The 25,326-nt window shown below is 75.6% G+C and carries 21 protein-coding genes and 1 pseudogene; 11 read left to right on the top strand and 11 right to left on the bottom strand.

What is annotated here, in order from left to right; genetic code table 11:
* The first annotated feature begins 183 nt into the window (after positions 1-183).
* The 4 genes from BLU95_RS07390 to BLU95_RS07375 all read left to right on the top strand — a co-directional run bounded on the left by BLU95_RS07390 (position 184) and on the right by BLU95_RS07375 (position 2,822).
* Entirely contained in the window at positions 184-567 is a 384-nt protein-coding gene (locus BLU95_RS07390) for a hypothetical protein (RefSeq protein ID WP_093859285.1), read from the top strand.
* Entirely contained in the window at positions 564-1,769 is a 1,206-nt protein-coding gene (locus tag BLU95_RS44990; protein WP_093859284.1) for a hypothetical protein, read from the top strand. Before BLU95_RS07390 ends, BLU95_RS44990 begins: the two co-directional genes overlap by 4 nt.
* Positions 1,770-1,851: 82 nt before the next feature.
* Positions 1,852-2,244 (top strand): roadblock/LC7 domain-containing protein, encoded by a 393-nt coding sequence (locus BLU95_RS07380; protein ID WP_369826319.1) that lies wholly within the window; start codon positions 1,852-1,854, stop codon positions 2,242-2,244.
* A gap of 203 nt (positions 2,245-2,447) precedes the next feature.
* Positions 2,448-2,822: a hypothetical protein gene (locus BLU95_RS07375; RefSeq protein WP_093859283.1), complete on the top strand. Its 375-nt coding sequence runs from the start codon at positions 2,448-2,450 to the stop codon at positions 2,820-2,822.
* A 215-nt stretch (positions 2,823-3,037) separates the two neighbouring features.
* On the opposite strand, the gene BLU95_RS07370 is transcribed toward BLU95_RS07375, so the two are convergent.
* The 6 genes and pseudogenes from BLU95_RS07370 to BLU95_RS07345 form a co-directional block, all read right to left on the bottom strand.
* On the bottom strand, positions 3,038-4,156 hold the full coding sequence (locus BLU95_RS07370) for an NUDIX hydrolase (RefSeq protein WP_159424815.1): 1,119 nt from the start codon (positions 4,154-4,156) through the stop codon (positions 3,038-3,040).
* Positions 4,157-4,653: 497 nt separating this feature from the next.
* Entirely contained in the window at positions 4,654-5,601 is a 948-nt protein-coding gene (locus tag BLU95_RS07365; RefSeq protein WP_093859281.1) for an SGNH/GDSL hydrolase family protein, read from the bottom strand.
* Between the two features lie 149 nt (positions 5,602-5,750).
* Positions 5,751-6,905, bottom strand: coding sequence for a glycosyltransferase (locus BLU95_RS07360; RefSeq protein WP_093859280.1), 1,155 nt, complete (start codon positions 6,903-6,905; stop codon positions 5,751-5,753).
* Between the two features lie 251 nt (positions 6,906-7,156).
* Positions 7,157-8,314, bottom strand: a pseudogene (locus tag BLU95_RS07355) (glycosyltransferase family 4 protein); the annotation flags it as partial.
* A 145-nt stretch (positions 8,315-8,459) separates the two neighbouring features.
* Complete coding sequence (locus BLU95_RS07350) at positions 8,460-8,651, bottom strand: YegP family protein (RefSeq protein ID WP_093859278.1); 192 nt, start codon at positions 8,649-8,651, stop codon at positions 8,460-8,462.
* Between the two features lie 138 nt (positions 8,652-8,789).
* Positions 8,790-8,978, bottom strand: a complete 189-nt coding sequence (locus tag BLU95_RS07345; RefSeq protein WP_093859277.1) for a hypothetical protein — start codon at positions 8,976-8,978, stop codon at positions 8,790-8,792.
* Positions 8,979-9,243: 265 nt separating this feature from the next.
* Here BLU95_RS07345 and BLU95_RS07340 point away from each other — a divergent pair, with 265 nt between their 5' ends.
* From BLU95_RS07340 to BLU95_RS07330, 3 genes are all read left to right on the top strand, one after another.
* Positions 9,244-10,980 carry an FAD-dependent monooxygenase gene (locus tag BLU95_RS07340; RefSeq protein ID WP_093859276.1) on the top strand — a complete coding sequence of 579 codons (1,737 nt, stop codon included), beginning with the start codon at positions 9,244-9,246 and terminating at the stop codon, positions 10,978-10,980.
* Between the two features lie 38 nt (positions 10,981-11,018).
* Positions 11,019-14,243: a DEAD/DEAH box helicase gene (locus BLU95_RS07335; RefSeq protein ID WP_093859275.1), complete on the top strand. Its 3,225-nt coding sequence runs from the start codon at positions 11,019-11,021 to the stop codon at positions 14,241-14,243.
* A 76-nt stretch (positions 14,244-14,319) separates the two neighbouring features.
* A complete protein-coding gene (locus BLU95_RS07330; RefSeq protein ID WP_159424814.1) occupies positions 14,320-14,553 on the top strand; it encodes a hypothetical protein in 234 nt (77 codons plus the stop codon).
* A gap of 30 nt (positions 14,554-14,583) precedes the next feature.
* Here BLU95_RS07330 and sph read toward each other — a convergent pair whose 3' ends face one another.
* The gene (sph, locus tag BLU95_RS07325) at positions 14,584-15,600 is read right to left on the bottom strand and encodes a sphingomyelin phosphodiesterase (protein WP_093859273.1); all 1,017 of its coding nucleotides are present in this window, start codon (positions 15,598-15,600) and stop codon (positions 14,584-14,586) included.
* Positions 15,601-15,672: 72 nt separating this feature from the next.
* Positions 15,673-17,769, bottom strand: coding sequence for an MMPL family transporter (locus tag BLU95_RS07320; protein WP_093859272.1), 2,097 nt, complete (start codon positions 17,767-17,769; stop codon positions 15,673-15,675).
* Between the two features lie 326 nt (positions 17,770-18,095).
* Between BLU95_RS07320 and BLU95_RS07315 the strand changes: the two genes are divergently transcribed.
* Entirely contained in the window at positions 18,096-19,514 is a 1,419-nt protein-coding gene (locus BLU95_RS07315) for a lamin tail domain-containing protein (RefSeq protein WP_093859271.1), read from the top strand.
* A gap of 94 nt (positions 19,515-19,608) precedes the next feature.
* On the opposite strand, the gene BLU95_RS07310 is transcribed toward BLU95_RS07315, so the two are convergent.
* The gene (locus BLU95_RS07310; protein WP_093859270.1) at positions 19,609-20,649 is read right to left on the bottom strand and encodes a deoxyribonuclease IV; all 1,041 of its coding nucleotides are present in this window, start codon (positions 20,647-20,649) and stop codon (positions 19,609-19,611) included.
* A gap of 234 nt (positions 20,650-20,883) precedes the next feature.
* Between BLU95_RS07310 and BLU95_RS07305 the strand changes: the two genes are divergently transcribed.
* Both BLU95_RS07305 and BLU95_RS07300 read left to right on the top strand, forming a co-directional pair.
* The gene (locus BLU95_RS07305; protein WP_093859269.1) at positions 20,884-21,972 is read left to right on the top strand and encodes a right-handed parallel beta-helix repeat-containing protein; all 1,089 of its coding nucleotides are present in this window, start codon (positions 20,884-20,886) and stop codon (positions 21,970-21,972) included.
* A gap of 98 nt (positions 21,973-22,070) precedes the next feature.
* Entirely contained in the window at positions 22,071-23,105 is a 1,035-nt protein-coding gene (locus BLU95_RS07300; RefSeq protein WP_093859268.1) for a methyltransferase, read from the top strand.
* Between the two features lie 96 nt (positions 23,106-23,201).
* On the opposite strand, the gene BLU95_RS07295 is transcribed toward BLU95_RS07300, so the two are convergent.
* Positions 23,202-23,942, bottom strand: coding sequence for a class F sortase (locus BLU95_RS07295; RefSeq protein WP_093859267.1), 741 nt, complete (start codon positions 23,940-23,942; stop codon positions 23,202-23,204).
* Between the two features lie 139 nt (positions 23,943-24,081).
* Positions 24,082-24,507, bottom strand: a complete 426-nt coding sequence (locus BLU95_RS07290) for a hypothetical protein (protein WP_093859266.1) — start codon at positions 24,505-24,507, stop codon at positions 24,082-24,084.
* A gap of 252 nt (positions 24,508-24,759) precedes the next feature.
* On the opposite strand from BLU95_RS07290, the gene BLU95_RS07285 reads away from it, so the two are divergent.
* A complete protein-coding gene (locus BLU95_RS07285) occupies positions 24,760-25,212 on the top strand; it encodes a PPOX class F420-dependent oxidoreductase (RefSeq protein ID WP_093859265.1) in 453 nt (150 codons plus the stop codon).
* Positions 25,213-25,326 lie beyond the last annotated feature (114 nt).

Here is a 25,326-nt window from a genome sequence, read left to right as displayed (position 1 = left end):
GATGGCTGAAAATACCGGGTTGTGGTGTGAATATGCCATTGGAATGTTCGTCGTACGAGTTCCGGCAGTAGCCTTCCGTGTCGAACCCGCCACTCGTCGTGGCGGTCCGGTCGGCGTCCGACGGCCACGCCCTGCGCCGTGGCCTGCGCCGTTTCCTCCCCGAACCCCTCCGAAGGAGCCCGAGTGCCGGGTATCGACGAGTGCCTGTCCCAGGCGATGGCGATCGCCGGGGCCCGCGCCGCCGGTCTGATCGACTGGAGCAGCGGGCTCGCCCTTGGCAGCGTCGGAGTCAGTCCGACCGGCGACCACGACACCACGGCGGCGGAGGCGACCGACCTGGTCCGGGCGGCCGTCGAGGGAGCCACCTTCACCGCGGCGGAGGACGGCAAGGCACCGTTGCAGGACATCATCGTGACCGCGGGCCGCAGTTACCACCTGCTTTGCTTCATCGATACCGTCTTCGACAGCCGGCTCGTCCTGCACCTCTGGCTGGACCGGGCCGAGGGCAACCTCGCCGGCGCCCGCTACCGGCTCCAGTCGCTCGCCGAGGAACTGGTGCTCGGATGACGAACCCCGTCACCAGCGACCCCGCCGTCACCGCTGTCACCGCTGTCACCGTCGGCACCGTCGGCACCGCCGCCACCACCGGCACCGCCGCGACCGTCCGCAACACCGGCACCCAGGCCGGATTCCGGCCACCGGCCGGCCCGGTGGCGCCGGTGCTCCCGGTCGCCGTCGACCCCGGCTGGACCCCGGGCGCGGCCGTCGAACGGCTCGCCACCGAACGGGCCACCGGCGCCCTGCGCGGCCCCGCCGGAACCGTCTACCTCGTCGACGGCCTGGTCACCCACGCCGAGTCCGACCGGGCCCCCGACCTCGCCACCCTGCTCACCACCAGCGGCCGGCTCGACCCGGGCACCTGGCAGGAGGCCGTCCACCGCTTCGGCCCGTACGCCCGGGTCGGCGAGGCGCTGGTCGAACAGGGCCGACTGACCCGCGGCGAACTCGAACTCTGCCATCTCGGCACCCTCTACGACGCCGCCTGCTTCCTGCTCGACACCCCCGCCACCCTCGCCTCCTGGACCTTCGCCCCGGGCATGCGGCACTGGCTCGGCCCGGTGGCCGCGGTCGGCGCCCACCGGCTCCGCCGGGAGGCCGAACGTCGGCGGCACCTGCTCGACCGGATCTGGCCCTCGGCCCAGCTCGACACCGTGCCGCTGCGCCGGACCGCCGCCCAGGCCCCGGCCCTCGGGCGCCACGCCCGCCGGGTGCGCCCGCCGACCCGGCGCCAGTACGAGCTGCTCGACCGCGCGGACGGGCGGAGAACCGCGGTGGAGCTGGCCCGGCTGTTGGGCCGGTCCGCGTTCGCCACCACGGCGGACGTCCGCCGCCTCGCCGCCGCCGGACTGCTCGCCGGGACCGGAGCCGGCCCGCTCGCCGGAGCCAGAGCCGGAGTCGGGCCGGGGACCGGGGCCGGAACCGGAGCCGGGTGTGCGGCGGGGGCCGGGCCGGGGCCGGGCGTCGGGACGGTCGGCGCGGTACCGGGGCCGAGGGGGCCCGGCGGTCTGCACCGGCGCGTTCCCGGCGCTGCGCTCGCCGCGCTCACCGGTCACGCGTCGGCTCCGCCCGCCCCGCCCGCTCCGGCGGCTCCGTCAGTTCCGGCGCAGGCCGCGTCCGGGCCGCGGACCACCGCCCTCCCGCTCACCGCCGCCGACCCGGACACAGCGCTGCTGATCCGGGTCCGAACCCTTCTGGAGGCCAGACTTTGAACCACTCTCCGCCCGCGACGCCCCCCGCACGGCCATGAGGCGGGCGCTCAAGCAGCGTGTCGGAAGGAGACAACTGATCGCCTTGGAGACCGAGCTGCTGGCCGAACTCCGCGCCATCAAGCACCGGGTACCGCACCTCGCCGGAGGTCTGGTGGCCAGCGTGGACGGCCTGCTGGTAGCCCACGACACCCACGGGACCGAGCCCTCGGGCCTGGCGGCGATGACCGCGGCCTCGCTCAGCCTGGCCCAACGGCTCGCCGACAGCACCGGCCAGGGCGAGTTCCGGGAGTCGCTGGTCCGCGGTGAGCACGGCTACGTCGCCACCTACGCGGCGGGAGGAAGCTGCGTGCTCACCCTCCTCGCCCACCCGGACGCGAACGTCGGCCGCCTGCACCTGGAGGCCCGCCGTTCCGCCCAGCGCATCACCGCGCTCCTGAACGACACGCTCCTGCCCAAGGACGCCCGGGAGTACTGACCCGGGAGTGCTGACCGGAAGTGCTGACCGGAAGTGCTGACACCTGGGAGTGCTGACGCCCGGGAGTGCCGGCACCCGCCCCGGGCCTCCGGCGGGCCGATTCATCGACCTACCGACCTGAAGACCTACTGATCCACCGACCTCGACCCATCGACGTACCGACTTTTCGGCGTACCGACCACCGACGAACTGGAGACAGTGACATGACCGACGCCGCAGGCGCGCTCAAGCAGGCCATGACCGTGATCGAGGGCGCCATCGGCGCGGCCCTGGTCGACTACAACAGCGGCATGGCGCTCGCGACCCTGGACGGCCCCGGCGGTTTCGACCTCAACGTCGCCGCCGCCGGCAACACCGACGTGGTCCGGGCCAAGATGCGCACCATGGACATGCTCGGCCTGGGTGACGGGATCGAGGACATCCTCATCACCCTCAGCAGCCAGTACCACCTGATCCGCCCGCTCACCGGCCGCAGCGGCAAGGGCCTCTTCCTCTACCTGGCGCTGGACAAGGGCCGGGCGAACCTGGCGATGGCCCGTCACCAGCTCATCAAGATCGAGGCCGATCTGGAGGTCTGACCGGCGCCGGTCCGGCCGTCGGGCTCCCGGCCGTCGGACCCGCCGTCGGGCTCTCCGGCGGTCGAGCTGGTCGAGCTGGTCGAGCGGGCCGAGTGTGTCGAGCGGGCCGACCGGGCCGAGCAGTGGTCCGGTCGGCCGCGGGGACGCCGCCGTCCGCGAGCGGCCCCCGGGGACCGGCGGGACGCCGCCCGTCCCCGGGGCCCGACCCGGACGGCTCAACCGGCCGGGTACCCGCCGACCAGTTCGGCCGGGCCGCCCGGCCGGTTCCGCGCCGCCAGCGCGGCCGCCGTCCGGGCCCAGGACGCGGGCGTCAGCAGCGCCCGCGCCTCCGCCGGCGCGCAGAGCCGCCACTCGACCAGTTCCTCCGGGGCCAGCACGATCGAGGAGAGCAACTCCTCACCCACCGTGCCCCCGTCGAACAGGAACACCAGGCGGGCGGTGTCGCTGTCCGCGGCCGGATCGGCCGCCCGCCCCGGCATCCAGTCCAGGGCCAGCAACCGACCCGGCTCGCAGGACCAGCCCAGTTCCTCCCGGACCTCCCGCCGGGCCGCCGCCCGGGGCAGCTCCCGGTCGGCCTCGACACCGCCGCCCGGCAGCGTCCAGTGCGGTACGTCGCCGCCGGGAAGCTCCCACGGCCGCAGCCGTACCAGCAGGACCCGGCCCTGCCGGTCGGTGAACACCGTCCGCGCCTTGGCCCGGATCCGCGGGCGGCCGGCGATGTAGGCGGCCCGGTCCAGCGGTGGCGGTGCGTCGCCGGCCGTCGGGCCGCCCGCCGACGCCGGCCACCGCGCGGACAGCCCGGACAGTCCCGCCTCGCCGGTGTACTCCGGCACCGGGCCGGGTGCCGGTGCGTCGACGGCGTGCCCGACCGGGTGACCGTCCTCCAGCTCCAGCGGTCCGGCCGCGCGGGGCGCCCGCAGACAGGCCGTCACCCGCCGGGAGAGCCGCGGCGGCAGCGCGCGGCCCGCCTGCTCCGGCGTCAGCCAGGCCCACCCGCCCACCTCGGCCCGGTCCGGCGTGAACGCCGCCGCCTGCTCGGGTGTCAGCGGCTCGGCCCAGTACAGGTGGGCGGCGATCGGCGGCCGGTCGTCGTCCAGTGTCCAGTCCAGGCAGGCCAGCGGCCCCAGCCGGGGCGTGAAACCCAGCTCCTCCTCGATCTCGCGCACCGCCGTCCGCCGCGGCGACCGGTCCTCCGGGTCCCAGCCCCCGCCCGGCACCGCCACCGGGTGCTTCCGGTCGTAGGGCAGCCGCACCACCAGCACCCGCCCCCGCCCGTCCGGGAACAGCACCCCCGCCGCCGCCAGCAGCTCCTGACCCCAGCCCTCCGCCGCCATCCGTGCCCCCTCCGTGTCCACTCGGTCACGTGTCACGACACCGCGCCCGGCTGCCCCGGTTCCCCGCCGCCCCGGTGGGACCGGTGCCTCGTGGCGGTGGGAGGGCTGCGGCCGGGGTGTTCGTGAGTGTCGACGGGTGTCGGTCGCCGCGCTCTTGTCAGGCCGGCCACGGCACCCCGTGATGGTGGCGGACCGGCGGAATGTCCGCATCGTCGATCTCGTGGCCGGCACGGTGCAGCCCGCGGATCCGCGGGGCCTCGAGTCGACCGCGGAGCCGGGCGCGGCCCTCGGCCGTGGCGATCCCGTCGGAGAACGGGCCCGTCCTGCACCGGAGCGCCGTCCACTGCCAGGAGGTGACCCGGTGCAGCGACTTCGACGGGGCGGGGCGACGGCCGTCCCGGGCGGCTCGGGCCGGTTCGGCGTTCGTGAAGCGCAGGTCGTACAGCGCCAGGATGCGTGGGCGGAGCCCGTTCCGACGATCCCCGTCGTTGCCGTGGTCAGGCGGGGTGGTGCGGGGGTGGGTGGGGGAGGGCGGTGAGGGCGGTGGTGGTGGCCTCGGTCATTCTGCGGTCCTGGCGGTCGGTGGAGCCGCGCAGGCGGGCGCAGCCCTCGACGGCGGCGAGGGCGACCAGGCCGGGGAGGAGGTCGGTGCTGCGGTCGAGGACCCAGCGGGTGCCGCGGGTGGCCATCCACCAGAGGTCGGCCAGGGTGCCGGGCGGGGGTTCGGCCGGTTCCGGGGCGGGGGCCGGGCCGAGCGGGTGGTCGGTGGCGGCCAGCAGGTCGTGGAAGCCGCGGGCGATCAGGTGGTGGCCCTCGGCACTCGGGTGCAGGCGGTCGACGCTGAGCAGTTGCCGTTCCGCCGTCCACGGCAGCTCGGCGAGGTGCAGGTGGACGGCCCGGTGGCGGACGGCGAGCGCGTGCACCACGGTGTTCACCGCGCGCATCCGCCGGGCGAGCGGTCGGGCGAGCGGTCGGGGCAGCCGCAGCAGGGCACCCGGGTCGGGCAGGCAGGCCGTCAGCACCACGGCCCCGCTGTCGGTGAGCCGCCCGAGGACGGTGTCCAGGGCCAGGGCGGTGCGTTCCACGTCGAAGCCGGACCGCAGGGTGTCGTTGCCGCCCGCCACCACGGCGGCGAACCGCGGGCGCAGCGCGAGGGCCGCGGGCAGTTGCTCCGCGGCGAGGTCGGTGGTGAGCGCGCCGCTGCGCGCGAGGTTGGTGAACTCGACCCCGGTCTGCGGCGGGGCCAGCGACCGGGCGAGCAGCGCCGCCCAGCCGCGCCAGCCGTCGGCGATCGGGTCCCCGATGCCCTCGGTGAGGGAGTCGCCCAGGGCGACGAACCGCACCGTTTCGCCGGTCGTCCGCCCGCCCGGGCGGGCCTCTCCCCGTGCGGCACCGGGTCCGGTGTCGCCTCCGCCGTCTCCGTCCACCGCCGCGATCGTGGTCATCGCACCTCCCACCGTTCCCGGACCCTCCGGTCCGGCCGTTCCTGTCGCTGTCGTGCGGATCCGCTGTCCGGTGTCCCGCTGTCCGGTGTCCCGGTGTCCCGGTGCCGTGCTGTCGGGCTGCCCTGCTGTCCGGAACGCGGCCGACGGCCTCAGCCGGCCGTGACCGGGGCCGCGCCGTGGGCGCTGAGGAAGGCCGCGACCGCCGTCGGCCAGCCGTAGCGTTCGGCCTGGTCGCGGGCGGCGGCGCGGCGGGCCGGTTCGGGGCGGGCGAGGATCTCGCGCACCGCCGCCGCGAACCCCGCGCCGGTCGGCTCCGCGGCCACGCCGGCGGTGCCGACCAGTTCGGGCAGGGCAGAGCCCCGGTTGACCGCGACCGGCGTGCCACAGGCGAGCGCTTCCAGCGCGGCCAGGCCGAAGGTCTCCACCGGTCCCGGTGCGAGCACCACGTCCGCGCAGCCGAGCAGTCGGGCGACGGCCGCCCGCCCGGCCAGGTGGCCGAGGAAGTGCACGGGCAGGCGGCGCCGCGCGGCCGAGGCCGCGAGCCGGGCGCGCAGCGGCCCGGTGCCGGCCACCGCCAGCACCGCCCCGGGGCCCGGCCCGGTGGACCGGAGCACCTCCAGGGCGTCGAGCGCGAGCTCGGGGCGCTTCTCGGTGGAGAGCCGGGAGCAGAGCACCAGCAGCACCTGGTCCGGTTCCGCGTACCGGGCACGTTCGGCGGCCCGGGTGACGTCGTCCGGCGGGCGCAGGGTGGCGAGGTCCACTCCGAGCGGGGCGCGGGCGAGGTTGCGCACGCCCAGGCGGCGGAACTCGGCGGCCGCCCAGTCCGTCGTGCAGATCACCGTGTCGTAGGTCCGGGCGGTCCGGCCGTTGAGCCGGTTCGCGGCGGCCCCGGCGACCGGGCCCGGCAGGCCCCAGGTACGCAGCAGTCCGACGGCGCTCTCGTGCGAGACCATCGCGGCGCGCACACCGTGCCGCCGGGCCCAGGCGCCCGTCCAGCGCAGGGTGGTGCGGTCGGACACCTCGAGCCGGTCGGGGGCGAGCCGTTCGAGTTCGGCGGCCACCGCCCGGCGGTCGGTGAGCAACCGGTAGCCGCCGCTGCCGGGGAGCACCGGGCCGGGCAGGGTGACGACCAGTCCCTGCTCGTCCTCCTCCACGGCGCGGCGCGCTCCGGGCACCACGAGCACGGGGGTGTGCCCGGCGGCCCGGTAGCCCGCGCCGAGGTGGCGCAGCGCGGTACGGAGTCCGCCGGAGACGGGGGTGACGAAGTTGGCCACCCGGACGATCCGGAGCGGGCCGGTGGTCATGCGGGCAGTTCCTCCGTCAGCGGGGCGGTCGCCGGGGCGATCGGAAGTGAGACCGGCGGTGAGGCCGGCGGTGAGGCAGGAAGCGTGGCCGGGGCGGCGACCGGCGACGGGACGGGGCCCTCGCTCGGGGCGGCTCCCACAGCATCGGCGAGCGCCGCGTCCGCGACCATGACCTGCGCTTCCGCGACGTCAGCGACCGCCACGTCCGCGACCGCCACGTCCGCGACCGCCGCGCCGGGCCCCGCCACGTCCGCGACCGTCGTCCCGCGGTGCTCCGCCAGCACCTCGGCGTAGTGCCGCAGCAGCAGGTCCCCGACCGCCTCCCAGGTGCGCGCCGTCACCTCCGCCCGCCCGGCCCGCCCGTACGCCGCCCGCAGCTCCGCGTCCCCGGCCAGGGCGGTCACCGCCCGGGCCACCGCCGTGCCGTCGCGCGGCGGGACGAGCAGGCCGGTGCGGTGGTGCGCCACCAGGTCGAGCGGTCCGCCGGCGGCCGGGCCGATCACCGGGACGCCGCTGGCCATCGCCTCCTGGATGGTCTGGCAGAAGGTCTCCAGCGGCCCGGTGTGCACGAACACGTCCAGGGTCGCGAAACATCGGGCCAGTTCCTCGCCGGTCCGCCGGCCGAGGAAGACCGCGCCCGGCATCGCGGCCTTCAGCCCCGGCGCGGAGGGCCCGTCGCCGATGATCACCACCCGGACGCCGGGCAGGGTCGCGGTCTCGGCCAGCAGGTCCACCCGCTTCTCCGGCGCGAGCCGTCCGACGTACCCGACCAGCACCTCGCCGCCGGGGGCGAGCGCCCGGTGCAGCGCCTCGTCGCGGTGGCGCGGGTGGAAGCGGGCCGAGTCCACGCCGCGCGGCCACAGCTGGACCCGGGAGACCCCGTGCGCGGTGAGGTCCTGGGCGGCGGGGGTGGACGGCGCGAGGGTCCGGGCGGCGAGGCCGTGCACGGTGCGGATCCGGTGCCAGGCGGCGGCCTCGCCGAGCCCGCGCCCGGCCCGGTAGGCGTGCGCGTACCCGGCCAGGTCGGTCTGGTAGACGGCGACGACCGGCAGGCCGAGCCGGGCGGCGACCTGGGCGCCGCGCGCGCCGAGCACGAACGGGCTGGCCAGGTGGACCAGGTCGGGCCGGTGGCCCTGGATCGCGGCGGCCAGCCGGCGGCTCGGCAGCGCGATCCTGACCTGCGGGTAGCCGGGCAGCGGGACGGAGGGCACCCGTACCACCGGCAGCTCGTCCGGCACGCCGCCGGCGCCGAAGGTGTGCGAGGGGCTCTGCGCGCCGCGCGCGGGCGCCGGGGTGACGACGAGCGGCTGGTGTCCCCGGCGGAGCAGGTGCTCGGCGGTCCGCAGCACGCTGTGGGCGACGCCGTTGACCTCGGGGGGAAAGGACTCGGTGACGATGACGACACGCATGCCAGTGTTCTGTCCGGGTCCGGCGTGCAGGCGGCCAAAGGGATCTGTCGTACAAACGAACGCGGGTCGGCGAATTGTGCCACCGACCCGCGTCCAGCCCTCCCTGGGGCATCAGCGAGACGTCACCGGGACGTCACCGAGCCGCTCAGGCCGCGCCGGCGGCCGCTTCCTTCAGCTCCGCGTAGGGCGCGAGCTTGCGGATCGACTCGATGCTCTTGAGGCAGTCGTCCCGGTTCTCCTGCGGGTCGCCGGTCACCACGATCGTCCCGTTGCTCGCCTTGAGCCGGAACCGGTGCATGCCACTGTCGTCGGTGTACAGCTCGAACTTGCCGGCCATGGAGTGTTCGCCTTTCCTTCGGTGACCCCCTCGCAACGCAACGTAGGGGCAAATCCCTTGCCGCGCATGTCAGATGAGGCATCAGGGGGGCTACGCCGAACGGGTCCGGGGGGCACCGGCGGGCCGTCCCGGGGCCGGTCAGTCGTGGTAGAGGGCGTGGGCCGCGGCCTCGATCGTGTCGGCGGTCGCGTCCCCCAGGAAGAACTGGCGCAGCAGTCGCACCACGTCGTCCAGGGACATGTCCACCCCCACCTCCAGCTTCGCCCGGATCCGCGAGTCGCTCTGCGCCTTGCGGACGATGTCGTTCTTCGACAACTCCTTGCCCATGACTGCTCCCTCGATCGGTCCTCCGACGCGGTCGGTTCCCCGCGCCGTCGGTGTCGAGCGAATCACCCCACCGGGCGCGGGACTCGGTCAGCTGAGGGAAAGCGGCAACTCCGGTCACGACCGTTCGCGGCGTCCCGCCGTGGGGCCGTCGTGGGGCCGTCGCCGGGCGGTGGCCGTGCCGTCGCGCCGGCGCACGACTGGCGGTGCCCCGAACGGTCGGCGCAGTCTGGGAGGGGGACGGCTCGGGGACCGAGGAGCACGGTTCATGGACGACACCGAGACGGAGGTCCTGGTCGTCGGCGCCGGACCGGTCGGGCTGACGGCCGCCGCCGAACTGCGCCGCCGCGGCGTCGGGTGCCGGATCGTCGACCGGCTGGAGCAGCCCCAGCCGTACGCCAAGGCCGTCGGCATCCAGCCCCGCACCCTGGAGGTGTGGGAGGCGATGGGCCTGGTCGGCCCGGTGCTCGACGAGGCGGTGCCGCTGCTCGGCCAGCTCACCTTCGTCGACGGCGAGCCCGGCCCGCGGCTGGAGCTGGAGCTGCCCGCCGAGGTGCCCTACCGGTTCGCCGCGCTGCCGCAGGACACCACCGAGCGGCTGCTCACCGAGCACCTGGCCGGCTTCGGGACGCGGGTCGAGCGCGGCACCGAGCTGCTCGGACTCGACCAGGGCCTCGACCGGGACGACGACCACGTCCGGGCCGAACTGGCGACCCCGGACGGCCCGGCCGTGCTGCGCGCGCGGTACGTACTGGGCTGCGACGGCGCGCACAGCCGGGTGCGCCGCGCGATCGGCGTCGGCTTCGCGGGCGACGCCTTCCCGGAGCGGTACATGCTCGGGGACGTCGAGGTCGACTGGGACCTGCCCCGGGGCTACGGCGTGCGGTGTCTGCGCCGCACCGGCGACGGCACGCCCGACGACGTCCTCGTCTGCATCCCGCTGCCGGGGCACCGCCGCTACCGGATGTCGATGCTGGTCCCGGCCGGGCCGGAGGAGGCGGCGGACGGCTCGGCCGCCGAGGAGGTCACCCACGGGCTGGCGGGCGGACGGGGGCCCGGGCTGGCGGACATCCAGGCGGTGCTGGACCGCCTCTCGCCCCGTCCCGCCACCGCGGGGGCGCTGCGCTGGTCCTCGGTCTTCCGGATCAGCCACCGGCTGGCCGACCGGTACCGGGTCGGCCGGGTGTTCCTGGCCGGCGACGCCGCGCACATCCACCCGCCCACCGGGGCCCAGGGCATGAACACCGGCGTGCAGGACGCCTGGAACCTGGCCTGGAAGCTCGCGCTCGCGCTGCGCGGCGTCGCCGCCGAGGGGCTGCTCGACAGCTACCACGCCGAGCGCCACCCGGTCGGGGCGGAGGTGGTCGGCCGGACCGTGCGGCACGCCCGGGGCGAGGCGGACGCAGACGACCCCACCACGGTGCTGCTGCGCCAGGCCCAGCTGCTGGTGAACTACCGGGGCGGACCGCTCAGCGGCGGGGACGGCGCGGGCGGCGAGGACGGCGAGGACGGCGGGGACGGCGCCACCGGCGCCGGACCGCGAGCGGGCGACCGCGCGCCCGACTGCACCGGACTGGAACGGCCGCTCACCGCCTTCCCCCAGCGGCTGTTCGACCTGCTGCGGGCCCGTCCGCACCACACGCTGCTGCTGTACGCGGCCGCCGGGCCCGACGGCGCGGCGCGGGCGGGACACCTGCACGCGCTCGCCGACGCGGCCCGCACGGCGGCGCACGGCCTGCTGGACGTTCACGTGGTGCTGGCCGGGGACACCCCGGAGGTGCCGGACGGACTGCTGCTGCCGTACGCGCGCGACGCCGCCGGCTCCTTCCGCACCGCCTGGGCGCCGGCCGACGGCGAGGCGTTCGTCGTCCGCCCGGACGGCTACCTGGCGGCCAGGCTCCCCGCGCCGACCGCCGCCGCGCTGAGCGCCCACCTGCGCCGCACCTTCCGCCGAGCCCCCGGGCGGCCGCCGACCCCGCCGGGCGTTGTCGGAGGCAGCGCCTAGGCTGGGAGACCCGTCCCGTCGAGAGGTGTCGCCCGCCGATGTACGCCCTGCACGCGCTCTGGCGAGCCGACGGCCGGCTGGCCGTCTGGGCGGAGGACGCGGCGGTCTACCGGGGTGACGCGTACCGGCCCGGCGACCGGGCCGGCCGGGGCGGTACGGCCCACCCGTTCGCCTGCCCGGCCGGGGAGGTGGCGCGGCTGCTGGGGACGGTCGGGCCGGGGCTGGGGTGGCTGGCCGAACAGGCCGGCGAGCGGTGGACGGGGTTGCTGCTGCCCAGCCTCGGCGGGCGGCCGGTGCCGTCACCGGACCTGCCGGTCGGGGCCGGCCCGCGCGGGGTGGGGCTGAGCCCGTGGCGGGTGCCCGCGCTGCTCTTCGACCGGTCCCAGGCCGCCCAGCTGCTCGGCGCGCTGCACGATCCGCACTGGCCGGGCGCCACCGTGCAGCTGCCGGACGGCACACCGGCCGAGCTGGCGTACGGGGCCTCGGTGCGCTGGCTGGCCGCCGTGCACGACCTGGCCTGGCGGCTGGTCGGGCGGGGGCGGCTGCTGCCGGTGCCGGTCGAGGAGGCGGGGGAGTGGTACGCCCGCTGGCGGCCCGCGCCGGACGCACCGGCCCGCCGGGAGTCGGCGGCACTGGTCGCGGGCTGTCCGCCGGTGTGCCGGGCCGAGCACCCGGCGGCGGCCTCCGCCGACCCGGCCGGTACTCCCGCGCCGCCGACCGCCGCCGCGTTGTTCACCGGGGTGCTGGACGCCCTGGCCGACCAGGAGGCCCGGGTCGCCCTGGCCGACCTCGACCCGCCCGCCGAACCGTTCCTCGCCGCCCTGTACTCGCCCGACGCCCGGCTCGGCCAGGCGCCGCCCGCCGGACTGTCCGAACGGCTGGCGGTCTGGCAGACGGCCCGCCCGGCGGACGGGCCGCTGCGGCTCGACTTCCGCCTCACCGAGCCGCTCGGCCACGACGCCGACCCGGCCGTCGTCGGCCCGGACACCGGTACGACCGGGGACGACGCCGACTCCTGGCGGCTGGACCTGCTGGTCCGCGCCGTCGACCGCCCCTCCCTGGTGGTCCCGGCCGCCTCGCTGCGCCCCGGCGCTCGCGACCCGGCCCGGGAGGCCCTGGTGGACGCCGTCCCCGCCGGGGCCGGCGATCCGGTCGAGGCGTTCCACGAGGAGCTGGCCCGCGCCGTCCGGGTCGCCCCGGAGCTGCGCGCCCTGTTCACCGGCAGCTTCCCCACCGAGGCCCGGCTCGGCCGGGCCGGGGCCCTGCGCTTCCTGCGCGAGGACGCGCCCGCGCTCACCGCCGCCGGGTTCGCCGTACTGCTGCCCGCGTGGTGGCAGCGCCGCCCCCGGCTCGGTCTGGTCCTGACGGCGGCCGCGCCCGCCGACGGTCCGGCGGCCGTGCGGCGCACCGCGCAGGTCGACCGGGACGCCGTGCTGGCCTTCGAGTGGCGGCTCGCGCTGGGCGACCTCACCCTGACCGAGCGGGAGCTGGCCGATCTCGCCGCCGCCCAGCAGGGACTGGTCCGGCTGCGCGGCCGCTGGGTCGAGGTCGACCCGGACCAGCTCGCCGTCGCCGTGCGGTTCCTGGCCGAGCACGGCACCGGCACCATGGCGCCGGTCGAACTGCTGCGGCTGGCCCTGGACGACGGGGCGGTGGTGGACGGGCTGCCGGTCACCGAGGTGCGGGCGGCCGGGCCGCTCGGCGACCTGCTGGCCGGCCGGCCGGGCCCGGCGGACCGGGTGCCGGAGCTGCCCGAGGGCTTCACCGGCACCCTCCGACCGTACCAGCGGCGCGGGTTGGCCTGGCTGGACGCGCTCGGCCGGCTCGGCCTGGGCGCCGTGCTGGCCGACGACATGGGCCTCGGCAAGACGGTGCAGACGCTGGCGCTGCTCGCCCTGGAACGGGAACGCGGGGCCGTCGGGCCGGTGCTGCTGGTCTGTCCGATGTCGCTGGTCGGCAACTGGCGCCGGGAGGCAGCGGCCTTCGCACCCGGTCTGCGGGTGCACGTCCACCACGGCCCCGACCGCACCGCGCCCGCCCCGGTCGCGTTCGCCCCGGCCGCGCCCGGCACCGGCACCGGTCTCGACCCGGCCGCCGACCCCACCGGCCCCGCCGACCCCGCCGGCCTCCCGGACCTGGTCATCACCACGTACGGCGTGGTCCAGCGGGACGCCGCCGAACTGCGCCGGATCCACTGGCGGCGGATCGTCGCCGACGAGGCGCAGCACATCAAGAACCGTTCGGCCCGGCAGTCCAGGGCACTGCGCTCGCTGCGCTCCGGCCCCCGGATCGCGCTCACCGGTACCCCGGTGGAGAACCGCCTGGCCGATCTGCACGCCGTGCTCGACTTCGCCAACCCGGGGCTGTTCGGCAGTCCGGAGTCGTTCCGGGAGCGGTTCGCCAACCCCGTCGAGCAGACCGGCAGCGTGGACGCGGCGGCCCGGCTGCGGCGGGTCACCGGCCCGTTCCTGCTGCGCCGCCGCAAGAGCGATCCGCAGATCGTCCGGGACCTGCCCGCCAAGCAGGAGTTCACCGTCAGCTGCTCGCTGACCGCGGAGCAGGCCGGGCTCTACCGGGCGGTGGTGACCGATCTGCTGGAGCGGCTGGGCGGACTGCGCGGGGTCGAGCGCAAGGGCGCGGTGCTGGCGGCGATCGGCCGGCTCAAGCAGGTGTGCAACCACCCGGCCCAGCTGCTGCACGACGGCACGGCGGTGGCGGGCCGTTCGGGCAAGGTGGAGCGGCTGGTGGAGCTGCTGATGGAGGCGCTGGCCGAGGGGGACCGGGCGCTGGTGTTCACCCAGTACGCCGAGTTCGGTGCGATGCTCCGGCCGTACCTGCGGCGGAAGCTGGGCGAGGAGGTGCTCTATCTGCACGGCGGGGTGCCGCGCGCCCGCCGGGACGCCATGGTCGAGCGCTTCCAGTCGCCGGACGGGCCGCGGGTGTTCCTGCTGTCGCTCCGGGCGGGCGGCACCGGGCTGAATCTGACCGCCGCCAACCAGGTGGTGCACCTGGACCGTTGGTGGAATCCGGCGGTCGAGGACCAGGCCACCGACCGCGCGCACCGGATCGGGCAGCGCCGCGACGTGCAGGTGCGGCGGCTGGTCTGCGCGGGCACGGTGGAGGAGCGGATCGACGAACTCCTCACCGCCAAGCGGACCCTGGCCGAGGCGGCGCTCGGCGCCGACGAGCAGTGGCTGGCCGAACTCCCGGCCGAGCGGCTGCGGGAGCTGCTCACCCTGTCCGCGGACTCGATCGGAGCATGACCCTATGACGGGATCGGAGCGTCACCCGGTGACCGGACCGGAGCGCGGCCCCTTGACCGGACCGGAGCGTCACCCGGTGACCGGACCGGAGCGCGACCCGGTGATCCGCGCCGACCGCGGTGCCGACCGGCCGCTCGCCGAGCTGCTGGACGTCTACTGGCACGGCCGGGTGCCGCCCCCGGTCGACCCCGGGCAGGACGGAACACCCACCGCCCTGGACGAGTTGGGCCCGTCCGGCCTCACGGCGCGCGGCCGCCCGCTGGAGGCCGGGCTGGCCGCCGCCTACCGGCGGTTCACCGGGGCCGGCTGACCCCGGTGGACCGCCGTGCGGAGCCGGGGCTCAGCCCGCCGTGACCGGGTAGTGGTCGGACAGGTCGTTGTAGGTGTAGCTGGTGCCCCAGCTGCTCACGGTCCACGGCGCGCTGTGGAAGCGGACCACCGAGTTGGTGTAGGCGGCCGGGCGCGCGTGGTCGGCGCGGTAGAGGACGTAGTCGAGGTCCTCCTTCGGCTCGCCGGGGTAGCGGTAGGCCGCGATCGAGTTGTCCGCGGTGTCGAAGGAGTTGACCCAGCCGTCGCGGGTGGTGGCCGGTGCCACGCCCGCGTTGGCCAGCAGCGACGGGTACTCGCTGCCGTGCGAGTCGATGTTGAGGTCGCCGGCGAGCACGATCGGCTCGGCGGCCGGGATGTTCTTGGCGTCGACGAAGGCCTTCATCGCCTTGAGCTGGGCGGCCCGGACGGTGGCCGGCTGGCCGTTCGAGCAGCCGGAGTCGGTGGACTGGAGGTGGGTGCCGATCACGTGGGTGCGTACGCCGTTGACGTTCAGCACGGCGTAGACGAAGCCCTTGTTGGACCACCAGTCCGCCCCGCAGGCGTCCTTGAAGATGTACTGCTCCTTGCGCAGGATCGGCCACTTGCTGAGCAGGGTGACCCCGCCGTCCTCGGGCGTGGTGGAGCTGTAGCTGCCGGAGGTGGCGTCCCAGCCGCTGGTCGAGCGGCCGACGACGGGGGTGTGGTACGGGTACTGCGCCGAGGCCTGGGCGACCAGGGCGTCGGAGGCGGCGTTGTCGAAGGCCTCCTGGAGCACCACGACGTCCTGGCCCTGGAAGAAGCCGGTGGCCGGGATGGCCTTGGCGCGGTAGTCCTGGCCCCAGTTGGGGTAGAGGCTCTTGCTCATCAGGAAGATGTTGTACGTCAGCACCTTGAGCGGCGCGACCGTCGGCAGCGCGGTGGCGGCGGTGCCCTCCGCGGGGGCGGCGAGGGCGCTCGGCGCGGCGGCGAGCGGGGCGAGCAGGGCGGCGGCCGCGGTGCACACCGCGGCGAGGCGCGCGCCGGGGCGGCGCGTGGAGGGAGTTGGCATGTGCGCAGTGAAGCGAGATCGGGCCACGCTCGTCCAGACAGTGAACGATAACCATATGAACTCATTGGTAACTTAAAGCTGTCTGGCCAACTCGTCCTCGGACGGAGGAACTTGTCCGGACAACGCGCTCGGCCACCACATGTGCCGGTCCAGGTCGACGGTCAGCGCGGTCACCAGGACGGAGCGCACCACCAGGGTGTCCAGCAGCACGCCGAGGGCCACCGCGAAGCCGATCTCGGCGAAGCCCACCACCGGCAGGGTGCCCAGCACGGCGAAGGTACTGGCCAGGATCAGACCGGCCGAGGTGATCACCCCGCCGGTCGCGGCCAGTCCGGCCACGGCCCCCCGCCGGGTGCCCTGCTGCGCCGCCTCCTCGCGCACCCGGGTCATCAGGAAGATGTTGTAGTCGATCCCCAGTGCCACCAGGAACACGAAGACGAACAGCGGGAAGGCGTTGTCCTGCCCCTCGAAGTCGAAGACGTGCTCGAAGAAGAACGCGCTGATGCCCAGCGCCGCCGCGTAGGAGAGGACGACGGTGGCGATCAGCACCAGCGGCGCGGTGACCGCGCGCAGCAGCAGGGCGAGGATCACCAGCACCATGCCCAGTACCAGCGGGATGACGGTCCGGTTGTCGGAGGTCGCGGCCCGGCCGGCGTCCAGGATCACCGCCGTCGAACCGCCCACCTGGGCGTCGGCGTCCGGCACGGCGTGGACGGCGCTCCGCAGCCGGTCCACGGTGTCCTTGGCGGCCTGGCTGTCCGGCGGGTCGGTGAGTGTCGCGCGGAACAGCGCCCGCCCCTCGTGGAACATCGGCTCCGTGGTGCTCGCGATCCCGGGCGTCGCCCCGGTCACCTCACGGACCGTGCCGCTCTCGGCGGCCGCCGAGACGACGCTCAGCGGTGCACCGGTGCCGGCCGGGAAGTGCGCCTCCAGGGCCTGCTGGCCGACCACCGAGTCCGGTGTCCCGGTGAAGCTGCCGGCCGTGCTGAGCCCGGTGGCGTTCAGCGAGACCAGCCCGACGCAGCAGGCCGCGAGCGCCAGCCCGGTGCCGATCCACACCCTGCGCGGCCGCCGCGCGATCCACTCGCCGACGTGCGCCCAGCGTCCGGAGCGCGTCGGCTCCGGCGTGCCGTAGGCGGGCTTCACCGGCCAGAACACCCAGCGTCCGAGGATCACCAGCAGCGCCGGCAGCAGCGTCAGCATCGCGGCCAGCGCCACCAGCACGCCGATCGCGCAGACCGGGCCGAGGCCGCTGGTCGAGTTCATCTCCGCGACCAGCAGGCAGAGCATCGAGGCGACCACGGTCGCGGAGGAGGCGAGGATCGCCGGACCGGCCCGGTGCAGGGCGAAGGCCATCGCCTCGTGCCGGTCCTCGTGCCGGCGCAGTTCCTCCCGGTAGCGGGCGGTCAGCAGCAGGGCGTAGTCCGTCCCCGCGCCGAGCACCAGCACGACGAGGATGCCGGCGCTCTGCGCGTTGACGGTCAGTCCGGCGTGGTCGGCCAGCAGGTAGATCACCGCCTGGGAGACCACCAGCGCCCCGGCCGCGGAGAACAGCGGCAGCATCCACAGCACCGGGCTGCGGTAGGTGAGCAGCAGCAGGACGATCACCACGGCGACGGTGGCGGCGAGCAGGGTGGAGTCGATCCCGGCGAAGGCCTCGGCCTGGTCGGCGCCGACCCCGGCCGGACCGGTGACATGGGTGGTCATGCCGAGGCTGTGCTCGGCGGCGGTGGCGCGCAGGCTGTCCACCGCCGGGCGGAGGTCCTTCCAGCCGCCGGTGCCGATGTCCACCGACACGACGGTCTGCAGCGCCTCGCCGTCCGAGGACTCCACGGGCCCGGTCACCGGGCCGACCACGTGCGGGGCGGAGGCGAAGGCGCGGGCGTCCGCGGCCGCCTCGGCCTTGTCGGCGGCCGTGATGCCGCCGTCCCGGACGTAGACCACCACCGCCTGGGCGGTGTCCACCGGCTGGAAGGCGCGCTGCTCGTCGAGCACCCGGGTGGACTCGGCGTTGCCGGGCAGCCAACTGGACGCCTGGTTGTCCTCGACGTCGGTGAGCTTGCCCGCCAGCGGGCCGGCCACCACCAGCAGGACCAGCCACAGGGCGAGTACCACCCACTTGCCGCGGCGTCCGCACGGCAGCTCGGCCAGTCTCCGGGTCGGGCTCATCGGGGGACCACCGTTCTCGGGGCTGCGGCGGCGCGGGTCGCCACCACGCGTCGGCATCGTCCGCTCCAGCCTGGCACCGGCCCCCGGACCCGGCAGCCCGGGCGGCACCGGCGGGCCGCCGACCGTGTGTCACCCCGGGCGTGCCGCGCGCTCCGAGCGTCCGGTGGGTCGGGTGGGACGGATGCGCGCGGACGGTGCCCGGGTGGTCCCGGCGTGCTGTGGTTCTTCCGTCGTTCACACCGCGCTCGCCTGCAGGCGTTGCGGTGTTGGCGGGTTACCGGGACGGTGGTGGCGCCCTGTCAGCCCTTCCCCCCAGGACGGACATCGTGACCGCATCGCGTGCACCGCGCCGGCGCCGCAGCCTCGCCCTCCTCCTCGCCACCGCCCTCGGCCCCGTGCTGGCCACCGGCGTGCTCGGGGCGTCCCCGGCCGCCGCCGCGCCCGCCGACGACATCCGGATCAACGAGGTGGTGACCACCGGATCCGTCAACGACTCGATCGAGCTCGTCAACAAGGGCACCGCCGCCGTCGACATCTCGGGCTGGGTCCTCAAGGACGACGACAACAGCTCCAGCTACAAGATCGCCTCCGGCACCACCCTCGCCGCCGGCGCGTTCAAGGCCTTCGACGTCCACAACGCCTTCGGCCTCGGCTCCGCCGACAAGGCCCGGCTCTACCTGCCGGGCGGCAGCACCCTGGTCGACAGCTTCACCTGGAGCACCCACTCCGCGCCGTCCTGGTCCCGCTGCCCCGACGGCACCGGCGCCTTCGCCCAGGCCCAGCTCACCCTGGGCGCGGCCAACAGCTGCGGCTCCGGCGGCGGCACCCCGGTGGCCTGGCCCGGCGGCAGCACCGTCGCCACCGCCGACGCCTCGAACGTCTTCGGGAGCGACCTCAGCGGTCTCTACCAGGACGGCGGCGTGCTGTGGGGCGCGCAGAACTCCGGCAAGCTCTGGCGCCTGCTGCCCAACGGCTCCGGCGGCTGGACCCCGGACACGGCCAACGGCTGGGGCTCCGGCAAGACGCTGCGCTTCCCCGGCGGCACCGGCAGCCCCGACAGCGAGGGCGTGACCGTCACCTCCGCCGGGGCGGCGGGCGGCGTCTTCGTCTCCAGCGAGCGCAACGGCGACGCGTCCGGCACCAGCCGGCTGTCCGTCCTGCGCTACGACGTGAGCGGCACCGGCAGCACGCTGACCGCCGGCAAGGAGTGGAACCTCACCGCGAGCCTGCCCGCGGTCGGCTCCAACCTCGGGCTGGAGGGCATCGCCTGGGTGCCGGACAGCGCGCTGACCGCCGCCGGCTTCAAGGACGAGTCCACCGGAGCGGCCTACAACCCGGCCGGGTACGCCGCCCACACCGGCGGAGTGTTCTTCGTCGGGGTCGAGGGCACCGGCGCCGTGCACGGCTTCGTGCTCCAGGACAGCGGCAGCTTCACCAAGGTCGCCTCGATCAGCACCGGCCTGGCCGGGGTGATGGAGGTCCAGTGGGAGCCGCAGACCTCGCGCCTGTGGGTGGTCTGCGACGACACCTGCAACGGTCAGCACCGCACCCTGAAGGTCAACGCCTCCGGCGCCTTCGCCACCACCGCCGTCTTCAACCGCCCGACCGGCATGTCCAACCTCAACAACGAGGGCTTCGCGATCGCCGGCGCCGCCGAGTGCGTCGGCGGCAGCAAGCCCGTCTACTGGTCCGACGACAGCAACACCGGGGGCCACGCCCTCCGCAGGGGCACCATCACCTGCTGATCCTGCTGATCCTGCTGATCCCGCTGATTCCGCACGTCCCGCGGCCCCGAGCCACCCGGCTCGGGGCCGCGGCCGTCGTGGCGGGCCCCGGCCCTCACACCGGCAGTGGGCCGGCGGCCGCACCGGGTGCGGGGGCCGGCGCCGCGGCGCGGGAGCGGAGCCGCTTCAGGGCGGTGATGTCGAGGGTGTGACCGGCGCCCTCGCCGCCGTGCTTGCGGTCCGGGGTCTCCACGATCAGGGGGACGCCGGCCGTGGCCGGGTGCTCGAAGAGCTCGCGGAACGGTTCGGCGCCGATCAGGCCGGCGCCGATGTTGGCGTGCCGGTCCTTGCGGGCGCCGACCGCGTCCTCGGAGTCGTTGGCGTGGATCAGCCGCAGCCGGCCCGGCCCGGCGGCCTCGACCAGCGCGTCCAGGGTCGCCCGGACGCCGCCCGGCGCCGCCAGGTCGTGACCGGCCGCGAAGGCGTGGCAGGTGTCCAGGCAGACCCCGACCTTCGGGTGGCCGTCCAGGGCCTCCAGGTACCCGGCGAGGTCCTCCATCCGCGCGCAGAGCGAGCTGCCCTGGCCGGCCGTGGGCTCCAGCAGCAGCCACGGCGCGTCCTCGCCGAGCGCGTCGAGTTCGTCCAGCAGCCGCCGCACGTCCTCGCGGACCTGGGCCATCGCCTCGGCCCGCCGGGAGCCGCCGCCCGGGGCGGAGCCGACCGCCGACCCGGTGTGCAGCACCACGCCGAGCGCGCCGATCGCGTGTCCGCGCCGCAGCGAGTGGCGCAGCGAGTCGGCCGAGCGCTCCCTGGTCAGCGGGTTGTCCGAGCCGAAGTTGATGAGGTACGGCGCGTGCACGTACGCGGGGACCGCCCGTTCCGCGCAGGCCGCGCGGAACTCCGCGTCCTGCGCCGGGTTGCCGGTCGGCGTCGCCCAGCCGCGCGGGTTCGCGACGAACACCTGCACCGTCTCGGCGCCCACCCGCCCGGCGTACGCGAGGCCGGTGCCGGCCAGTCCGCGGCCGGCCACCGGCACATGGGCGCCGATCGGGTTGCGGACCGCCGGGTCGCGGGGACCTGCAGGGCCGGCGGTGGTGGTGCCGGCCGGGACGGTGTCGGCCGCGGGGGCGGCGGCTGCGGCGGTGCTGGTGCTCATGGCTCCGAGCATGGCACGCGCACGGCGCACCACCGCAGGCCGGGCCGGTGCCCCGACCGGCCGACGCCCCGTCAGCCCGGCAGCCCAACCCTGGTGGCGGGGCCTTCCGCCCGCCCCTAGCGTCGGTTCGGCCGACACCCACCGGCCGTCACCTCCCGACCACCCCGCGTCATCGTGCCGACGTCCCCGCGAGCGCGCCCCCGGGTCGGCGCGTCAGAAAGCAGGTCACCACTCATGCCCACGCGACGGGTCCACCACCTCGCCGCGGCCACCGCCGCCGCCACGACCGCCCTGACCACCGTGCTGACCGCCGTCGGCGCCGCGCCCGCCCGCGCCGCCGGCGAGCTGCACCTGGTCCGGCCCGGCGAATCGATCCAGCAGGCCGTCGACGCGGCTCTGCCGGGCGACACCGTGCAGCTGCTCCCCGGCGAGTACCGGGGCAGCGTCCGGATCACCACGCCCGGCCTCACCCTGCGCGGCGCGGGCCGGGACAGCGTGCTGCTCCCGGCCGAGGTGCCCGCCGCCGACGGCGCCGCCGCCTGCGCGACCGCCGGCCACGGCCTCTGCGTGGCCGGCACCGACGAGCGGCCGCTCGCCGGCGTCACCGTCGAGGCGCTCGCCGTCACCGGCTTCCGCAAGAACGGCATCAGCGCCTCCGGCACCACCGGGCTGACCGTGCGCGCCACCTTCGTGCACGACAACGGCCAGCAGGGCATCAGCCAGGAGAAGTCGACCCGGGGCGTGATCACCGCCAACGAGTCCACCCGGAACGGCCAGTCCGGCGTCTTCCTCGCCAACTCGGTGGACAGCGAGGGCGGCGCCCTCTCCGCGGACGGCACCCTGGTCAGCGCCAACCTGCTGACCGACAACCGGGTCGGCGTCACCGTCCGGCGGCTGCGCGACCTGAGCGTCGAGCGGAACCGGATCCACGGCAACTGCGGCGGGGTGTTCGTCGTCGGCGACGAGGGCGTGCCCCGGGCCGGCGCCCTCACCGTGACCCGCAACCAGGTCGTCGCCAACAACCGCTACTGCCCGCCGAACCCCCGGCTCGACCACATCCAGGGCGCCGGGATCGTGCTCACCGGGGCCGAGGAGACCGCGGTGACGGAGAACGAGGTCCGCGACAACGTCGGCGCCTCGCCGTTCTCCGGCGGCATCGTGCTCGTCCACAGCGTGGTCGGGGTGGCCAACGCCCGCAACACCGTCGCCGACAACCTCGTGCTCGGCAACGGGCCGGCCGACCTCGCCGACCGCGACACCGGCACCGACAACTCCTTCGCCCGCAACCAGTGCGCGGTCTCCGAGCCGGCCGGCCACTGCTGACCGGACCCGAGCCCGCCCCGCCCTCGCCCCGTCCCGCCCTCGCCCCGCCCTCCTGAGCCCAGTCCAAGTCCCCCCGCAGAAAGCAGAGACCCGGCCCCATGACCACCGCACCCGCCGCCACCACCCCGCAGGCAGCCATGCGCCTGCGGGAGCTCGTCTTCGGCGCCGCCTGCGCCGCCGCCGTCCGCGCGGCCGCCCGGCTCGGTGTCGCCGACAAGCTCGGCGACACCCCCACCCCCGTCACCGACCTCGCCGCCGAGCTCGGCACCGAGCCCCGCCAGCTGCGCCGCCTGCTGCGCGCCCTCACCTGCTACGGCATCTTCGAGGAGCTCGACGGCGACCGCTTCACCCACACCGACATGTCCCGGCTGCTGCGCGAGGACGCGCCGAACAGCCTCCGCTACATCTCCCTGTGGTGCACCGAGCCGTGGACGTGGGAGGCCTGGCCGAAGCTGGACGAGGCGGTGCGCTCCGGCCGCAACGTCTTCCCCGAGCTGTTCGGCAAGGAGTTCTTCGACTACCTGCACAGCGACGCGGGCGAGTCCGCCAAGGTCTTCGACAAGGCGATGACCACCTCCAGCCGGCAGTCCGCCGCCGACTTCGCGGCCTACCTCGACCTCACCGGGATCGACGCGGTGGTCGACATCGGCGGCGGCCAGGGCCATGTCCTCGCCAGCCTGCTGGAGAAGCACCCGTCGCTGCACGGCACCCTGCTGGACCTGCCCAAGGTGGTCGCGGGCGCCGACGCCCGGCTGCGCGAGGGCGGCTCGTTCGCCGACCGGGCCCGGCTGGTCCCCGGTGACTGCCGGGAGGCGATCCCGGTCGTCGCGGACCTCTACATCATCAAGAACATCCTGGAGTGGGACGACGCGAGCACCCGCCGCACGCTGGCGAACGTGGTCGCCGCGGCCCGCCCGGGCGCCCGGGTCGTGGTGGTCGAGAACCTCGTCGACGACAGCCCCTCGATGCGCTTCACCACCGCGATGGACCTCCTGCTGATGCTCAACGTCGGCGGCGCCAAGCACTCCGAGGCGAGCATGGTCCGGCTGATGACCGAGGCCGGGCTGGAGGTCCGGGAGGTGTGCCCGGTCAACCCGTACCTGCACGCCTTCGAGGCCGTGGTGCGCGGCTGACCCGGCCTGCCGGAACGACGAGGCCGCCGGTCCCCTTCCGAGGGGGGACCGGCGGCCTCGTCGTGCGTCGCTCCGCTTCGCGTCGTGGAGCGGGACTCAGGCCTTGCGGCTGGACTCCAGGTGCGCGAAGACCACCACGTTGTCCAGGTAGTCACGGCGCTTCTTGTCGTAGGTGCCGCCGCAGGTGATCAGCCGGAGCTGGGCGTCGGGCGTCTTCCCGTAGACCTTCTGGTCGGGGAAGGCGTCCTTGGCGAAGGTCTCGACGGCGTCCACCGAGAACACCGCGACCGTGCCGTCGGCCCGCCGGACCTCCACCTTGTTGCCCGGCAGCATCAGGCTGAGCAGCAGGAACACCGCCGGGCCCTTGGTGGTGTCGACGTGTCCGGCGACCACGGCGGCGCCGCGCTCCCCGGGGGTGACGCCGTCGCGGTACCAGCCGACCAGGTTCTTGTCGTCCGCGGGCGGGGCGTTGAGCTGGCCGGCGGGGCTCAGGGTGAGCTCGGTGAAGGGAGCGTCCACGTTGAGCTGCGGGATCCGGAGCCTGGTCGGCTTGGAGCGCTTCAGCGGCGCCGCCGCCTTGACCGGCGCGGCGGGGGCGGTCGCGGCGGCCCCCGCGGGTGCGGTGGGGGCCGGGGCGCCGGGGCCGGTGGCCGCCGGGGACCCCGGCGCCGGTCCCGGTGCGGCGGACGCGGCGGCGGCCGGCGGCGCGGCCCCGGCGGCGGCCGCGTCGTCGGCCGGGACGCTGTCCACCGAGTTGTAGATCAGCAGCAGACCGACCGCGGCCGCGCCCATGCCCGCGCGCAGCAGCCGGGACGTACCGGGGATCAGACCGGCCATCGTCGCTCGTACTCCTCTCAGTGGCCCGCGCTCGGGGCGCCGCGGGCCGGACACGGCGGAGCGCCGCCCCGCACGCCCCCGCCGTGGCCGGCGCACCGGGCGCGGGCCACGACGGGGAGGCGGCGGGAACGGCGCGCGGTCAGATCGCGGCGTCCGCGGTGCGGCGGCCACGGCGCAGGGCGATCGCGCCCGCCCCGAGGCCGCCGAGCAGCAGCACCGCGCCGGAGGCGAGGCCGCCGCCGGAGAGCGCCAGGCCGCCGCCGCCGGTGTGCACGCCGCCGTGCGGGGTCTTCTCCTCGCCCTTGCTCTCGTAGCTCTTGCCCTCGGAACCCTTGCCTTCCGGGGCCTTGCCCTCGGAGCCCTTGCTCGCGTCGGTGCCGGAGGAACCGTTCTGCTTCTCGTCCCAGGTCTTCTGGCCGTCGGAGGTGGCGGCCTTGTCCTGCTTCTCCTGCCAGGTGAGGTTCTTGCCCTGGTCGGCGGCGCCGTCGGCGTAGGCGAGCGGGGCACCGACGGTGAGGGCGGCGGCGACGGCTGCTCCGGCGAGCAGGGTACGTGCGGAACGCATGATGATGATCCTTCCGGCGCGGTACCGCGATCGCCGACACATCATCGGGCGGGGGACTCGCGGAGTGGGCGCCTGATTCACCGTCAACCACCCTGACGCCCGCTGCCACCGGAGAGCGGCAGCCCCGGCCCGGCGGGTGACCCCTTCGAGTGGAGTCCCGGGCGTGTTCACCCGAGTGCCCTGGGCGATCCGGGTGAGGTGCGTGTACGAGGGGCGGGAGTGGCGCCCGGGGCGTACGGGCAGACTCGGCGCATGGTCGAGATCTCGAAGGACGTCCGTGAGCGGATCGAGGCGGGGCACATCTGGTACGTCGGCACGGTCAATGCCGACGGCTCGCCGCACGTGAGCCCGATGTGGGTGGGGACGGAGGGGGACCTGGTGCTGTTCAACACCTCCGTGGGGCGGGTCAAGGAGCGCAATCTGCGGCGGGACCCGCGGGTCTGCCTGTCGCTCGCCGACCCCGGGAACCCGTACGACCGGGTGCAGATCCGGGGGCGGGCGGTGCGGTTCGTGGAGGGCGAGGAGGCGGTCCGGAACATGGACCGGCTGGCGCGGACGTACCTCGGGGTGGAGCGGTACGGCTGGGGCATCCCGGGGGAGCGGCGGGTGGTGGTGCTGGTCGAGCCGACCAGGATCAGCCGGGTGGTGGGCATCGAGCCGCTGCCGCCGGGCGCCCCCGGGAGCGACCCGGCCGGTCTCGGCTGACCTGACCTGGCCCGACCCGACCTGGCCCGACCAGACAGTCCGTGCCCTGTCCGCCCCGCCCTGCCTCGCGCGTGGCGGCCGTTCCCCGAGGCAGCGGGCCCCGGGGAACCGGTC

This window comes from Streptomyces sp. TLI_053, assembly GCF_900105395.1.
Lineage (GTDB): Bacteria > Actinomycetota > Actinomycetes > Streptomycetales > Streptomycetaceae > Kitasatospora.
Note: the sequence above shows the minus strand (reverse complement) of the source record. Positions and strands in the feature narration are given on the sequence as shown.

What these genes read in the sequence shown, in the direction of transcription:
- BLU95_RS07320 (WP_093859272.1), bottom strand. Translation starts at nt 17,769, where the DNA reads ATGAGCCCGACCCGGAGACTGGCCGAGCTGCCGTGCGGACGCCGCGGC.
- BLU95_RS07310 (WP_093859270.1), bottom strand. Translation starts at nt 20,649, where the DNA reads ATGAGCACCAGCACCGCCGCAGCCGCCGCCCCCGCGGCCGACACCGTC.
- BLU95_RS07370 (WP_159424815.1), bottom strand. Translation starts at nt 4,156, where the DNA reads ATGGCGGCGGAGGGCTGGGGTCAGGAGCTGCTGGCGGCGGCGGGGGTG.
- BLU95_RS07350 (WP_093859278.1), bottom strand. Translation starts at nt 8,651, where the DNA reads ATGGCCGGCAAGTTCGAGCTGTACACCGACGACAGTGGCATGCACCGG.
- BLU95_RS07295 (WP_093859267.1), bottom strand. Translation starts at nt 23,942, where the DNA reads ATGGCCGGTCTGATCCCCGGTACGTCCCGGCTGCTGCGCGCGGGCATG.
- sph (WP_093859273.1), bottom strand. Translation starts at nt 15,600, where the DNA reads ATGCCAACTCCCTCCACGCGCCGCCCCGGCGCGCGCCTCGCCGCGGTG.
- BLU95_RS07335 (WP_093859275.1), top strand. Translation starts at nt 11,019, where the DNA reads ATGTACGCCCTGCACGCGCTCTGGCGAGCCGACGGCCGGCTGGCCGTC.
- BLU95_RS07285 (WP_093859265.1), top strand. Translation starts at nt 24,760, where the DNA reads ATGGTCGAGATCTCGAAGGACGTCCGTGAGCGGATCGAGGCGGGGCAC.
- BLU95_RS07300 (WP_093859268.1), top strand. Translation starts at nt 22,071, where the DNA reads ATGACCACCGCACCCGCCGCCACCACCCCGCAGGCAGCCATGCGCCTG.
- BLU95_RS44990 (WP_093859284.1), top strand. Translation starts at nt 564, where the DNA reads ATGACGAACCCCGTCACCAGCGACCCCGCCGTCACCGCTGTCACCGCT.
- BLU95_RS07375 (WP_093859283.1), top strand. Translation starts at nt 2,448, where the DNA reads ATGACCGACGCCGCAGGCGCGCTCAAGCAGGCCATGACCGTGATCGAG.
- BLU95_RS07345 (WP_093859277.1), bottom strand. Translation starts at nt 8,978, where the DNA reads ATGGGCAAGGAGTTGTCGAAGAACGACATCGTCCGCAAGGCGCAGAGC.
- BLU95_RS07340 (WP_093859276.1), top strand. Translation starts at nt 9,244, where the DNA reads ATGGACGACACCGAGACGGAGGTCCTGGTCGTCGGCGCCGGACCGGTC.
- BLU95_RS07290 (WP_093859266.1), bottom strand. Translation starts at nt 24,507, where the DNA reads ATGCGTTCCGCACGTACCCTGCTCGCCGGAGCAGCCGTCGCCGCCGCC.
- BLU95_RS07365 (WP_093859281.1), bottom strand. Translation starts at nt 5,601, where the DNA reads ATGACCACGATCGCGGCGGTGGACGGAGACGGCGGAGGCGACACCGGA.
- BLU95_RS07360 (WP_093859280.1), bottom strand. Translation starts at nt 6,905, where the DNA reads ATGACCACCGGCCCGCTCCGGATCGTCCGGGTGGCCAACTTCGTCACC.
- BLU95_RS07305 (WP_093859269.1), top strand. Translation starts at nt 20,884, where the DNA reads ATGCCCACGCGACGGGTCCACCACCTCGCCGCGGCCACCGCCGCCGCC.